This is a genomic window from Acinetobacter sp. 161(2023) (assembly GCF_037027805.1).
In the GTDB taxonomy this organism is placed as follows: Bacteria; Pseudomonadota; Gammaproteobacteria; order Pseudomonadales; family Moraxellaceae; genus Acinetobacter.
Genome location: NZ_JAZEYD010000005.1, coordinates 226,422 through 238,869, shown reverse-complemented (window position 1 = coordinate 238,869; position 12,448 = coordinate 226,422). Strand labels below are relative to the sequence as shown.

Here is a 12,448-nt window from a genome sequence, read left to right as displayed (position 1 = left end):
GGTCCACAGAAAAGAATTGTCTTTGCAAGAGTTAAAGATAATTTGAATAGTCGAGCTATGTACCGTTTTATGGGGTTATATGAATTTCAAAAAGCGGATTTAAAGGATGGGGCGGTATGGAAACGGGTAGCATGTGAAGTGGAAACGTATTCTCCAAAGGAAGCAAAATGCTAAAGTCTAGAATCTTTATAACTATCGGACTGGTTCTTGCTGGACTATGTTTATTTGCAGCCCTTGAGGCATACGAGAAAAAGGCTAACGTTGAAAAAGAACAGGCTAAACAAACTGTTATTTCATTTTTTAATTCACTTTCTAATGGAGACTCAGCCACAGCGTATAAATATGTTTGGTTAGGTGAAAAATTAAACATTCGAAGTGCTGAAACAGCTCAGTACTATAAAGACTCAAAAGTTCTAGAAGTCATAAAAGTTTGTTATGACTCACCCAAAAATAGACCTGATTACTATCAACAATTTTATAAAATGATTTCACTCGCCATAAAGATAAAAACCGTACATGCAGATATTGCTGGTAATCCTGCTGGAACCTATATTGTGTTTGTAACTGTTGTACAAAAGGATCCGAAATCTAATTGGCTCGTTACTGAGTTGGGCAGTGGACCTTAAGAAATAGATTTTTAAATCGTTTGCAAAAATCAAATTTTTCTATAAGTTGAAAATACAATAAACGTCTTTGGAAAAACTATGAATATCGCGCCTTTTCCATTTCAAATTACAAACTGGGAAGAAATTGAAGTCACTGAATATAGCGGTGAAACTGGAAAAGCTTATTGGAAAACTCAATTTTTTGGTGAAGAAGCAAATAAAATTAGAGTAAGACTTGTAGAGTACTCAGCAAATTACTTAGCAGACCATTGGTGTGAAAAAGGGCATATATTATTTTGCCTAGAAGGGGAACTAGAAAGTAGATTGAAAGACGGCCGAACATTTACTTTAACTTCGGGAATGAGTTATCAGGTAGGGGATAATTCAGAACCACATCAGTCTTTTAGCCTGAATGGTGCGAAGTTACTTATCGTTGATTAGATTTATACAAAGAACGCAATCAAATAAAGGGATAAAGGCTTAAATATATTGTGATAGGGGCTCAATTATCTAGTAAAACCCGGTGAGACTAATGTCACCGGGTCGTATTAAGTGTATTAGCTCAGACTTGATCTGACGGTTTTCACTGGCAGCACACAATCGAATCTGACAGTCTGCTTTGAGCAAAATATAGTCATTCTCCCCCTGCTAACTACACTTTGAATTGATTCAGGGTATGCGCTTCGGAGGGCAAAAAACAGTTTATGTTTCTGGTAAGTCGATGATTACCAGTGTGCCAAAGCTGCCAATTTCCACGGTATGAGGAACTCCGGCTTTGGCTACATAAAGCTGACCAGAGGTTACAGAAATTTTTTTACCTCCAACACGCAGTTCCAGACATCCGTCAATGACCAGTAACCCCTCGTCATACTCATGTACCTCTTCAATTATTGAGCGTTCATCCATTCGCAGAACTTTGAGATTTGCGTCCCCTATGTGGCCTAATACTTGAGAGTGCCAAGCCTGCGGTAACGCCTGCGCTTCGATCCTAAGGTCATAAAGTGACATAAGATCATTTCCTTTAATATTCCTGTAGTGCATTTATGACATATAAATTCCCTTTCGCCATATAACAAATATGGAAAAACATTTCGAAAAAAAGCTATCTATTTTATCAATACGCGATTAATTCTGATGTGGCAGAGGATGCATTCTGTTCTTCCAGAATCATAATTATCGCAGAGCCGATGAGGGTAATTGCGTCCGCTTATGGCACGGAGCTGCCTGTCAGATTAGGTTTAGATCTGTGCCATAGCTGTGTCAGGTCAAATCTGAGCTAATACATATTAAGAGTGTGAGTTGTATCAGATGTTCAGATTACATTAGTCCCAAGTTCCATCCTGAATATTCCACTTCGCTGGATTGGCTCCGGCTGCGAATCGTAAGAAATTACGTTCTACTGTCAGTGGGCGCCCCGAATTACGATCTTTCTGCCAGATCTCGTAGTAGTTACCCATATCGTAAAATGTAACCTTATCATCCTTAACATTAATAAAACAAAGACCAATAGTCTTTAGAATTGAAAGGGGAAAGTGTTCAGTTAGTTTTCTCTGTCACTGTAAAGGCCCATCACTAGTAGGTATTGCCTAGGATCTATTAAAGAACGCAACCAAATAAAGGGATAGCAATTTCTATCCCTAATCAAATACCTTAATTTGTCAAAGTTGTCATGGCATTAACTAAACTTTTAATTCCTAAAAAGACATCCTTTAAACCAGCTTGGTCATCCATATAGGCAGGCGTGGTAACAAATAAGTTTTGTTTATCGACCACGCAGCTTGAGGTCTGGCAAATATGATGAATCGCACCAGTTTTTTCAATTTCTTTAGCAGTGTTAAGGTCAGAACCCAAAGTGATATTTGGGTGTAAATCTCCAAAAGTAAGTGCTAGTAATGCAGGGGATATGCATATTGCCCCGATCGGTTTTTTACTTTGATGAAACGCTTTTAAGATTGAGGCAACTGTAGAATGTACTCTTGCCTCTGCTCCTTTAAAGGCAAAAGTTGATAAATTTTTTGCGACTCCAAATCCACCCGGAAGAAGAAGGCCATCAAATTCATTTTCATTAAGTTGATCGATTGAGGAAATTTTACCTCGGGCAATTCGTCCTGCTTCTTGTAAAATATTTCTCCGCTCAGTCATGTTTATTTCGCCATTCACATGGTCGATGACATGAAACAAAGGTTCATCAGGTGCAAAAATTTGATATTCAATATTGGCTGTGTCTAAAGCCAATAGTGTTAAAACAGATTCTCTAATTTCAGAACCATCCAAATAACCACAACCCGATAGAATGACTGCTACTTTTTTCATTTGCTTTCTTAAGTGTCTTTTGTAAATGTCCAAAAGATCTTAAGTTTTCTTCTAAAAATTTTTTATACGCAGATTTGCCATAAATTCGCCTTAAGTACGCATTTTGGTTTTGCGTAGTTCACGTGGGGTAATCCCAAACAAATTTTTAAATTGTTCAGTAAATCGAGATTGAGATTGATAGCCACACTCAAAAGCAATATTTCCAATACTGGCGTTGGTGGTTTGAATAAGATGCAGCCCAAGGCCTAGTCGTACTCTATTACGAATGTCCTGAATGCTATTTCCCTCACTTTTTAGCTTTCTTCTTAGCGTCGATGAACTCATAAAAAGTTGAGCTGCGATAAATTCAGCTGTGAGTTCCGTAGATAAATGATCGGAAATAAAAGCCTGAACTTTTTGGCTCAAGCTTGTAGCCATGTTTAGGCTAGAGATGTCAGTGTAACCAGAATGATAAATAAGTTCTAAAAGTTCTCTTCTTCTAAATTTAAAAACAGAAGGCGGGGCAATGAGAGAAAAATCTATAAATTGAGAAAGTGCATTTTCTAGTAAGGTGGTGAGTTGGCCTTGTACAAATTTTTTAGGAATTCCTGACGGATTTGGGAGGTCTTTAAAGTCATCAAAATCAAATTCGATGAGGAGCGAAAAATATTCTTCTTGATTTGGAATGTTGCGCATATCAATGCTGGAGCTGTTCGCTAAAAAAATAAACGAGCCAGCATCACACTTAATATTTTCAGTTTTTCCAAGTTCTTTGTATCCACTTAACACAATAATGAGTAAGGGTTTAGAAATCGGAACGTTTGTGATTTTTTGCTCTTGGTAAGCTGAATAGACCGCAAAAGGCAGGTTTAAGTTGTGATGATCGAGAAGGCTTTTTTTAGCTAAAGAAATAAGATTCTTCATTGAATTTAATTACTTACTTAAATTTAAGTTTTGTGTCAGATGTAAAAAATTATCAATTTTTTTGACTATTTTTAATATTTTAGCCAATAAAAAAGCCTAAACCGATTAGGTTTAAGCCTCTTTAAATTTCAATTCTGGCGGTGAGAGAGGGATTCGAACCCTCGATACGCGCAAACGTATACACACTTTCCAGGCGTGCTCCTTAAGCCACTCGGACACCTCACCAAGGCGTGCGATAGTAACTAAAAAATCTTGTTCTGCCAAGATTTAAGATGAGCTTTACAGAAAAAAAATAATAGAGGTGATAAGATTGCGCTAAAAATCTATTGGTTTAATTACACAATGCAAAATACGGCCAAAAAAGCGACCTTGCCTGCCACGGCTTTGGCAGCTCTTGGGGTGGTCTTTGGAGATATTGGAACAAGTCCACTCTACGCCTTAAAAGAGTCCTTCCATGCAGCGCATGGGTTGGGAATTCAGCCTGAAAACGTATTAGGAATTTTATCCATTATTTTTTGGTGCTTAATGCTGATCATCAGCATCAAGTATGTCGCCATCGTTATGCGTGCAGACAACAATGGCGAAGGCGGAATCATGGCCTTACTCGCATTGAACTTACGTAAAGCTAAAATTGCCGATAATAAGAAAATCTACATGATTGCTATTGGCTTTATTGGTGCATCGCTGTTTTTTGGTGACGGTATTATTACCCCAGCCATTTCGGTACTCTCGGCAGTCGAAGGCTTGTCTATTGCAACCAATGTGTTTGACCCATTCATCATGCCAATTGCGATTACCATCATCATCGCGTTGTTTTTGGTACAAAAACACGGTACGGCTTTTGTTGGTAAGTTTTTTGGCCCGATTACCATGGTGTGGTTCTTATCGTTAGGAATATTAGGTCTTCACAGTGTCATTCAAACCCCTGTGGTGTTAGGCATGTTTAGTCCGCATTGGGCGATTCAGTTTATCTATCACCAGCCAGTAATGACCTTTTTCGTGATGGGTGCTGTTGTTTTAACAGTGACCGGTGGTGAAGCGCTTTATGCCGATATGGGGCATTTCGGACCAGTTCCGATTCGTCTCGCATGGTTCTTTGTGGTGTTGCCGTGCTTGGTTTTAAACTACGCAGGGCAGGGTGCATTGTTGCTCAGAGACCCAGCGGCGATTCAAAACCCGTTCTATTTATTGGTGCCGCAGTGGGCACTTTACCCAATGATTATTATGGCGACCATGGCAACCGTCATTGCCTCTCAAGCCGTAATTTCTGGTGTGTTTTCACTTGCACGTCAAGCGATTCAACTGGGCTATTTACCTCGCTTAAGTATTAAACATACCTCTGAGTCAGAAGAAGGCCAGATTTATGTTCCCTTCTTAAACTGGTTGCTTTTAATCGCAATTATTATCTTAATTTTGATTTTCAAAACCAGCTCAAACTTGGCAAGTGCGTATGGTCTCGCTGTAACCTTGACGATGCTGTGTGACACGATTTTGGTTGCTGTGTTCATCTATTCGGCTTGGAAGTGGAGCATGCCAAAAGTGGTGCTACTCATTATTCCGTTCTTCATTTTGGAATCGGTTTTAGTTGCAGCGACTTCACTTAAAGTGTTATCGGGTGGTTGGGTTCCATTACTCATTGGTGGAATTGCAGTCACCATCTTAATGACATGGAAACGTGGTCGTGAGCTCACTTTTGCCAAACTTGAACATGACACGTTATCTTTAGACTTGTTTGTGAAAAGTATTGGCAATAGCGTGCACTGGGTACCGGGTGATGCTGTCTTTATGACAGGGACACCAAACGTTGTACCACATGCCATGCTGCATAACATTAAGCACAATAAAGTGCTGCATCAGCGTAATATCTTAGTGACTGTAGTCATTGAAGATGTACCGTTTGTTGCAGCAGAAGAGCGTATTTCGACAGAAGCGTTAGCTGAACATTTCTACCGTATTAAAATTTTCTACGGTTTTAAAGATGAAATGAATGTACCTAAAGCACTCATGCAGGCCTATGAACAGTTAGGTCTAGAATATGACTTAATGCATATCAGCTTCTTTATTTCGCGAGATCGTATTGTTCACTCGGTGGGTGATGGTATGTCGCCGTGGAGAGAAAAGCTGTTTATCTCTATGCAGCGTAATACGAGTCCAGTGAGTGACTTCTACCAAATTCCAACCAACCGTGTGGTTGAGTTAGGCAGTCAAATCGAAATATAAAAATTTGATGCATAAAAAAACCAAGACAGCTGTCTTGGTTTTTTTATGGCTTTGATTATTGAGCTTGCATAGGTGCATCGGCTGGCAAAGCACCCTCTTTTGCCATTGGGTCTGCCGACTGAGTTGGATCTTGTGGCGCTGGAGATGCCTGATCTTGTGCAGGTGGTACGGCATCCATTGGTGCCACTGGAGGTGCTGGTGGCACATCTGCTGGAATAGGGGCACCTGTAGGCGCTGCGCCTGTTGGTGCAGCAGAAACTTGTTGTACTTGGCCACTATTGACCAAATCACTAATAGAGCCAGGTTGCCCATTGACGGTTGTCGTGACTTTTACTTTAGACAAACTTTCTAAAGTTTCACCTGGTTGGACAGCAGGTTCAGCTAAAGCTGCCATGCTGCATAGTCCAGCAATCACACCAATACCAATAATCTTTGAATGGATCATTAAATGGACTCCGTTTATATTTTTATCCAAATTTGTGGAGCTAACCATGTCATAACCCATCCGTGCTTTTCAATGAAAGATACGCAATTAACCCAATTCAATAGTGAAAGTTCCTCACAATGCCAACAAACTGTTACCGAACAAGAAATAGAGTTACAAAAATTATGACCATGTTTTAACCGTTTGAAAGATAAGAGATATACTTAAAAAATTAGGATTGTTAAGCTGCGTGTGGATAGTGGTATTGATATAAATATGGCAAGTAAAAAAAGTAGTACAGGCATCTTTGATGATTTTTCTTTAAGTGAGCATTTTGGCAAGATTGTACTTGCCGGAGTGGCAGCAGGAAGTTTTGCCTTCGCTTTTGGCGGTGAAAAAATTTCACAGTGGTTTTCACCTTTAAGTACCAACTCGACTTGTCTAAATCAGTTTTACCGTGAAGTTCCGCCAGCTTTAAATAAAGGCAGTTTAAAAAAAGACAGTTATCCGCTGTGCTTTAATGGCTTTAATGTCTTGTACTCAGGTATATCTAAAACACCATTATGGTCGGCTGAACATCTAAGTCCTGAGCGTTTAAGCGTTAAAATTAAACGTGAAGATAGTTTTCATGAAGAAACTCAAATTCCTGAGCGTCATCGTTCACTTTTAAGTGATTATCGTGGTTCAGGCTATGACCGTGGACATATGTCACCCAATGGTGATATGCCCAATAAGGAATCGCAGTCTGATAGCTTTTCATTAAGTAATATGGTGCCGCAGGCCCCTAAAAATAATCAGGAAGTTTGGCGTAAGCTTGAAGATGCCACGCGCGCAGTAGTCACTAAGCAAAAGCAAGATGCTTATATCGTGACGGGGCCAATATTTGAAGGTCAACGACTCAAGACGATTGGACGTGGTGTCATCATTCCAAGCGCAGTGTATAAGGCAGTTTATTATCCTAAAACAGGTGCAATTGGCGCTTATTATGCACCGAATAATAACTCTCAGCAGGTTAAAGTAGTCAGTGTTTGCTATCTTGAAGAAAAATTAGGAATTAACTTATTTCCTCAACTTACCGAGCAACAGAAACGTAATGTTTATCGCTTACCGTTAACATCTAGCCAAGTTAAGCCAAACCAGAAGCTTGACTATTTACATTGGGACGGAGAAAGCCAGTGTGAAAAAGACTTAACTACAGACCAGATTCACGCATTACAAGATCAATTTAAAAAGCAAAAAAGTACGTCTTCTGAACCTATGGAATCAAAAGTTCCAAGTATTGATGAAGAAACAAGAAAAGCGATTGTGAAACAATTGATAGATGCCTTGGTGAACTATTTCTTGCAAATAATAAAATAGGTTGGTTATTGATATTGTTAGTCAGTTCTAAATAGATACAATAGATGAATATACAGATCTGTCTATTCATCTATTTATTCAAATAAGGACAATAACAATGTTTGCTTCGATGTTTCTTTTTTCTTTTGCAATGTCTATTACCCCAGGTCCCGTCAATACAGTTATTTTATCGACTAGCTTAAATCACGGTTTAAAAAGATCGCTTCCCTATATTTCAGGGGCCACGATTGGCTTTACCTTACTTTTGATTTTTATGGCATTTGGGCTTCAAAGTCTATTAACTCAGTTTCCTATTGTCCTAAAAATTCTTGCGATTTGTGGAACGCTATTTGTTTGTTATATCGGTATAAAAATTATTCTTTCTGCGACTAACATTTCTATTGCAAGTGCTCCTGTAGAGCAGCTGATTATTCCCAATTTTAAAGATGGTTTCTTGTTACAGTGGCTTAATCCTAAAGCGTGGTTGGCTTGTGTATCGGGCATTACCATGTTTACAAGCATTGAAAATCCACAGGCTTTGCCGATCTTTATCGTGATTTATTTTTTCACTTGCTATGCATGTTTGTTCTTTTGGGGGCTGTGCGGTGATAAATTTTCAGTCGTATTAAATCATGGCAACCGTTTGAAATATTTTAATATCTTGATGGGTGCTTTTTTAATTTTATCGGCACTTTTAATTTTGATTGATTTTATTTAAATTGGTCGTATTACACTATCAAGATATAACAACGAGACAACACCTATGTTTAAGCCATTTGAAAAGGGTACAGAGTCTTCTTCAATTGAAGATTTAACATTAGAAAATGATATTGATTGCGTCAGCATTTATGGCAACTTGCAAATCACTAAAGATAAAGTTGGACTAGAACAAGCGAAAGCCTTACAGAGCTTTTTAAACGAAGTGGTTACGGCTTTGGAAAAAGAAGAATTACCAGAGAAAATTGAACGTCCAGCTGAACAAGAAATTAATAATCCGTTTTTATAATTTATGCATTCTATGTGTGATGTTTAGCATAGTCATGCTGCCATACAGTCTTTAATACCATGTTAGGTCTTATTGAGTTTGTATAGACATTTCTTACTTTTGAAAGCCCAAAAGTAAGCAAAAGGCTTTGTTGATCAGAGGGTACTTCCGTTTATCCCTGCTCAACAGGTGACATCCATGTCACCCACCGCGATAGTATATTGAGTCTAAGAAAAGTTAATCCTTCTCTCCAGCAACCACCTTATAAATAAGTGCACCAATTACAGCACCCAAAATCGGCGCCACCCAGAATAACCACAACTGACTTAAAGCAGCAGTTTCAGCAAAGAACGCAACACCTGTACTACGTGCAGGGTTCACCGAAGTGTTGGTTACTGGAATACTGATTAAGTGAATAAGCGTTAAGCCTAAACCAATAGCAATAGGGGCGAAGCCAGCAGGTGCACGACCATGTGTTGATCCTAAAATAATGATTAAGAAGAAAGCTGTAAGTACCACTTCAATAATGAAAGCAGAACCTAAGCCAAACTTGTTTGGTGATAAATCACCGAAACCATTTGAAGCAAAACCGCCAACACCAGTAAAGCCAGCTTGACCTTGAGCAATAATGTAAAGAACAAATGCAGCAGCAGTCGCACCGACTACTTGAGCAACAATATAGGGAATCAAATCTTTAACATCGAAGCGGCCGCCGACCCAGAGGCCAACGCTTACCGCGGGATTAAAATGTCCACCTGAGATATGCCCTAGAGCATAGGCACCTGTGAGTACGGTTAAACCAAAGGCAAGGGCTACACCTGCAAAGCCAATACCAAGTTCAGGGAAAGCTGCGGCTAATACTGCGCTACCACAACCACCAAAGACTAGCCAAAACGTACCTAGAAATTCAGCAAAATATTTATTCATTCTGATTACTCATTTATTTAATCTATTTTAATTAATGTGAATTACGTCACATAAATTTAAAGCATGTGACTATATGAAATTTTTGTTTTCAGTGTTGTTTTAATCAAGAAAAGATTTGTAAGTTTTGGTTGGTTATTCTTTGTCTAAAAATTGATCTCGCCATTGTTGCGGTGTTTGATTGGTCCAATGTTTAAATGCTCTTTGAAAAGCACTTTGTTCTGAATAACAAAGCAAAAGAGCAATCTCTTGTAAGCTTAAATGCGGGTCTTTTAAATACTCGGTTGCGAGCATAAACCTTACTTGCTGAACACGTTCTTGAAAAGTGGTGTCTTGTTGTTGCAAGTGGCGTTGGAGTTGTCGGACCGAAAGGCCGAGCTGAGCAGCAATATATTCAATTTGATACTGATTCTTTTGCAGTCCAGTCAAAATTGAATGCTGTAAACGCTGATCAAGCTGGGTTGAATTTGGTAACTGTTCTAAAAGTGCTTGTGCTTGCTGAACCAATAGTTGTTGTAATGTGTGGTCTGCGCTGCTGAGTGGCTTATGAATTTCCGTAATTGGAATGAGTAGCTCGGTACGTGACTGGCTAAAACGGACCGGACATTGAAAGTATTGTTCATAAACCCTAATGTTCTTGGGTGCCGCATTTAAAAAATGTACCTCATGTAAATGTATATCTTCATGAGACATAAAAAGTCGTAAGAATTGAATAACCAGTGCAATCGCGATTTCATCAGTCAGTTGGGTGGGGTGTAACTCGGTCTCTTCCCAGCGAATAGAGCCATATTGACCATATAGTTCAACCACTAACGGACTTCCGTCATAAATCAGACGGTGAAAATCATGATAGCGAATTAAGGCTTCGCCTAGGTTGTCGCACGAGAGAGCAAGGTAGGCAATAATCCCTAAGTGTTTGGGTTGCACGTATTTGGCAATTTCTAGGCCTAATCCCGGCTTCGGGTCTAATTTATAAATCACTTCTAATAGGTCACGCCAAACTACATAGTCAAAGCGTTCCAGATTTTGAATTTGCTCTAATTGTTCAGGAATAGCTAACTGATTGGCTTCGCAATAAGCTTTTAATAGATGTCCGAGTCCTCCATAGACCGAACCCGTATAATTTTTTAATTGTGGCATCCCTGACCACCTCTTTCTTGTCGTGATTTGTCAATGAAACTATAAATTCTGGTCAATACCTAGCATAGCGAATTTTATATTCTAAATAAAAGAAAAAGGAGTTAGGTGATGTTAAAAGGGTTTATTGCAGGAATTGCGGTTGCCAATGCATTTGAATGGGTAGCTCATAAATATATTCTGCATGGGGTACATCGTGCTGGAAAGCCACGCTATAGCCCCGTGCCAAAAAGTATGGAATCCCATTGGGCACATCATCGTGAAGTCCGTAAGCAGCAATTTCATGATGATTGTTATGTGGAGGGCGTTGGCAACTGGCGAACTAAAAATGAGTTAATTTCACTGGCAGTCGTGGCAACCGTTTCAAGTGCAATTTTCTATCCATTTTCAAAAGGTATGGCACTTGCAGCTTGGTACAGTGCAGGAAATTATTATTATATTCATCGCCGTGCACATCTGGAGCCTGACTGGGCGAAGCGTAAAATTCCTTGGCATTACGATCACCATATGAACTCTAATCAAGATGCCAATTGGTGTGTAACCAAACCTTGGTTTGACTATGTGATGGGAACACGTGTGGTGTCTTCGGCAGATTTAAAAGAACAAAATCCTTTGGGTGTTCGTTTACCTGTTGCGTTTGCTAGACCATTATCTCAAGCTATAGAAAAAATCTTTCCTGCAAAATGGGTCGAGAAAAAAGAAAAGCCTGAACTTACTAGTGTGGTGAATGCTGTAGATGGCGCTGCATAAAAAAATAAAGGGGCATATTGCCCCTTTAAATATAAATAAGCTTACAAGCGCATTTCGATACCTTGGTCAGCCAAATATTGCTTAGCTTCTGGAATGGTGTATTGGCCAAAGTGGAAAATACTTGCAGCCAATACTGCATCGGCACCACCTTGTAAAATCCCATCTGCTAGATGTTGTAAGTTACCTACACCACCTGAAGCAATCGTAGGAATGGTAACGCGGTCATTAATGGCACGCATTAAAGCAATGTCGTAACCCGCTTTCGTACCATCGGCATCCATACTGGTAATGAGTAACTCGCCCGCACCGTAGTCAGCCATTTGTACAGCCCATTCAATCGCATCAATGCCCGTTGGTTTACGACCACCGTGAGTAAAGATTTCCCATTTGTTATCACCAGTTTTTTTGGCATCAATCGCAACCACAATACATTGTGCGCCAAAGTGCTGAGAAGCTTCTTGAACAAATTCAGGGTTAAATACGGCAGCCGAGTTAATACTCACTTTATCTGCACCCGCATTTAATAACGCACGAATATCTTCAACCTTACGTACACCACCACCAACAGTTAATGGCACAAATACAGTCTCGGCCATACGTTCAACAGTACGGTAAGTGGTATCGCGTCCATGATGTGTAGCGGTAATGTCTAAGAAAGTAATTTCGTCTGCACCTTGTTCGTTATAGCGACGTGCCACTTCAACAGGGTCGCCAGCATCACGAATATCGAGGAATTGAACGCCTTTAACTACGCGTCCGTTATCAACGTCTAGGCAAGGAATAATACGTTTAGCAAGCATAACTTTTTCCAAAAATAATCGCCGTTGGTGAAAGTTCCTACACAGGCGC

The 12,448-nt window shown here is 39.6% G+C and carries 15 protein-coding genes, 1 tRNA gene and 1 pseudogene; 8 read left to right on the top strand and 9 right to left on the bottom strand.

From position 1 onward, the window contains the following. From WA249_RS06830 to WA249_RS06820, 3 genes and pseudogenes are all read left to right on the top strand, one after another. Positions 1-174, top strand: a pseudogene (locus WA249_RS06830) (AbaSI family restriction endonuclease); the annotation flags it as partial. After that, complete coding sequence (locus WA249_RS06825) at positions 168-626, top strand: hypothetical protein (RefSeq protein ID WP_336167298.1); 459 nt, start codon at positions 168-170, stop codon at positions 624-626. The pseudogene WA249_RS06830 and the gene WA249_RS06825, both read left to right, overlap by 7 nt. A gap of 78 nt (positions 627-704) precedes the next feature. Continuing rightward, positions 705-1,046, top strand: coding sequence for a DHCW motif cupin fold protein (locus WA249_RS06820; protein WP_151828041.1), 342 nt, complete (start codon positions 705-707; stop codon positions 1,044-1,046). Between the two features lie 261 nt (positions 1,047-1,307). On the opposite strand, the gene WA249_RS06815 is transcribed toward WA249_RS06820, so the two are convergent. From WA249_RS06815 to WA249_RS06795, 5 genes are all read right to left on the bottom strand, one after another. Beyond that, positions 1,308-1,613 (bottom strand): cupin domain-containing protein, encoded by a 306-nt coding sequence (locus WA249_RS06815; RefSeq protein ID WP_336167294.1) that lies wholly within the window; start codon positions 1,611-1,613, stop codon positions 1,308-1,310. 314 nt (positions 1,614-1,927) lie between these two features. Continuing rightward, entirely contained in the window at positions 1,928-2,062 is a 135-nt protein-coding gene (locus WA249_RS06810) for a hypothetical protein (protein ID WP_336167292.1), read from the bottom strand. Between the two features lie 193 nt (positions 2,063-2,255). Then, positions 2,256-2,918 carry an isoprenoid biosynthesis glyoxalase ElbB gene (gene elbB / locus WA249_RS06805; RefSeq protein WP_336167290.1) on the bottom strand — a complete coding sequence of 221 codons (663 nt, stop codon included), beginning with the start codon at positions 2,916-2,918 and terminating at the stop codon, positions 2,256-2,258. A gap of 90 nt (positions 2,919-3,008) precedes the next feature. Beyond that, positions 3,009-3,821, bottom strand: a complete 813-nt coding sequence (locus tag WA249_RS06800) for a helix-turn-helix transcriptional regulator (protein ID WP_336167288.1) — start codon at positions 3,819-3,821, stop codon at positions 3,009-3,011. A gap of 135 nt (positions 3,822-3,956) precedes the next feature. Then, positions 3,957-4,046, bottom strand: a tRNA-Ser gene (locus WA249_RS06795). 117 nt (positions 4,047-4,163) lie between these two features. Here WA249_RS06795 and WA249_RS06790 point away from each other — a divergent pair. Beyond that, on the top strand, positions 4,164-6,041 hold the full coding sequence (locus WA249_RS06790; protein ID WP_336167286.1) for a potassium transporter Kup: 1,878 nt from the start codon (positions 4,164-4,166) through the stop codon (positions 6,039-6,041). Between the two features lie 55 nt (positions 6,042-6,096). On the opposite strand, the gene WA249_RS06785 is transcribed toward WA249_RS06790, so the two are convergent. After that, positions 6,097-6,486 carry a hypothetical protein gene (locus tag WA249_RS06785; RefSeq protein WP_336167284.1) on the bottom strand — a complete coding sequence of 130 codons (390 nt, stop codon included), beginning with the start codon at positions 6,484-6,486 and terminating at the stop codon, positions 6,097-6,099. A 255-nt stretch (positions 6,487-6,741) separates the two neighbouring features. Here WA249_RS06785 and WA249_RS06780 point away from each other — a divergent pair, with 255 nt between their 5' ends. The 3 genes from WA249_RS06780 to WA249_RS06770 all read left to right on the top strand — a co-directional run bounded on the left by WA249_RS06780 (position 6,742) and on the right by WA249_RS06770 (position 8,809). Continuing rightward, on the top strand, positions 6,742-7,824 hold the full coding sequence (locus WA249_RS06780; RefSeq protein ID WP_336167282.1) for a DNA/RNA non-specific endonuclease: 1,083 nt from the start codon (positions 6,742-6,744) through the stop codon (positions 7,822-7,824). A gap of 97 nt (positions 7,825-7,921) precedes the next feature. Continuing rightward, a complete protein-coding gene (locus WA249_RS06775; protein ID WP_336167280.1) occupies positions 7,922-8,521 on the top strand; it encodes a LysE family translocator in 600 nt (199 codons plus the stop codon). A gap of 45 nt (positions 8,522-8,566) precedes the next feature. Further along, positions 8,567-8,809 (top strand): hypothetical protein, encoded by a 243-nt coding sequence (locus tag WA249_RS06770; RefSeq protein WP_336167278.1) that lies wholly within the window; start codon positions 8,567-8,569, stop codon positions 8,807-8,809. A gap of 216 nt (positions 8,810-9,025) precedes the next feature. Here WA249_RS06770 and aqpZ read toward each other — a convergent pair whose 3' ends face one another. Together aqpZ and WA249_RS06760 are read right to left on the bottom strand one after the other, a co-directional pair. Further along, entirely contained in the window at positions 9,026-9,715 is a 690-nt protein-coding gene (aqpZ, locus tag WA249_RS06765) for an aquaporin Z (RefSeq protein WP_336167276.1), read from the bottom strand. A gap of 132 nt (positions 9,716-9,847) precedes the next feature. Continuing rightward, on the bottom strand, positions 9,848-10,852 hold the full coding sequence (locus WA249_RS06760) for an AraC family transcriptional regulator (protein ID WP_336167274.1): 1,005 nt from the start codon (positions 10,850-10,852) through the stop codon (positions 9,848-9,850). A gap of 108 nt (positions 10,853-10,960) precedes the next feature. Between WA249_RS06760 and WA249_RS06755 the strand changes: the two genes are divergently transcribed. After that, a complete protein-coding gene (locus WA249_RS06755) occupies positions 10,961-11,599 on the top strand; it encodes a hypothetical protein (RefSeq protein WP_336167272.1) in 639 nt (212 codons plus the stop codon). A gap of 41 nt (positions 11,600-11,640) precedes the next feature. On the opposite strand, the gene hisF is transcribed toward WA249_RS06755, so the two are convergent. Then, entirely contained in the window at positions 11,641-12,399 is a 759-nt protein-coding gene (hisF, locus tag WA249_RS06750) for an imidazole glycerol phosphate synthase subunit HisF (protein ID WP_049837475.1), read from the bottom strand. Positions 12,400-12,448: the final 49 nt, after the last annotated feature.

Coding starts and splice junctions, on each gene's coding strand:
- WA249_RS06810 (WP_336167292.1), bottom strand. CDS start 2,062: ATGGGTAACTACTACGAGATCTGGCAGAAAGATCGTAATTCGGGGCGC.
- WA249_RS06820 (WP_151828041.1), top strand. CDS start 705: ATGAATATCGCGCCTTTTCCATTTCAAATTACAAACTGGGAAGAAATT.
- WA249_RS06770 (WP_336167278.1), top strand. CDS start 8,567: ATGTTTAAGCCATTTGAAAAGGGTACAGAGTCTTCTTCAATTGAAGAT.
- WA249_RS06755 (WP_336167272.1), top strand. CDS start 10,961: ATGTTAAAAGGGTTTATTGCAGGAATTGCGGTTGCCAATGCATTTGAA.
- WA249_RS06800 (WP_336167288.1), bottom strand. CDS start 3,821: ATGAAGAATCTTATTTCTTTAGCTAAAAAAAGCCTTCTCGATCATCAC.
- hisF (WP_049837475.1), bottom strand. CDS start 12,399: ATGCTTGCTAAACGTATTATTCCTTGCCTAGACGTTGATAACGGACGC.
- WA249_RS06760 (WP_336167274.1), bottom strand. CDS start 10,852: ATGCCACAATTAAAAAATTATACGGGTTCGGTCTATGGAGGACTCGGA.
- elbB (WP_336167290.1), bottom strand. CDS start 2,918: ATGAAAAAAGTAGCAGTCATTCTATCGGGTTGTGGTTATTTGGATGGT.
- WA249_RS06780 (WP_336167282.1), top strand. CDS start 6,742: ATGGCAAGTAAAAAAAGTAGTACAGGCATCTTTGATGATTTTTCTTTA.
- WA249_RS06785 (WP_336167284.1), bottom strand. CDS start 6,486: ATGATCCATTCAAAGATTATTGGTATTGGTGTGATTGCTGGACTATGC.
- aqpZ (WP_336167276.1), bottom strand. CDS start 9,715: ATGAATAAATATTTTGCTGAATTTCTAGGTACGTTTTGGCTAGTCTTT.
- WA249_RS06815 (WP_336167294.1), bottom strand. CDS start 1,613: ATGTCACTTTATGACCTTAGGATCGAAGCGCAGGCGTTACCGCAGGCT.
- WA249_RS06825 (WP_336167298.1), top strand. CDS start 168: ATGCTAAAGTCTAGAATCTTTATAACTATCGGACTGGTTCTTGCTGGA.
- WA249_RS06790 (WP_336167286.1), top strand. CDS start 4,164: ATGCAAAATACGGCCAAAAAAGCGACCTTGCCTGCCACGGCTTTGGCA.
- WA249_RS06775 (WP_336167280.1), top strand. CDS start 7,922: ATGTTTGCTTCGATGTTTCTTTTTTCTTTTGCAATGTCTATTACCCCA.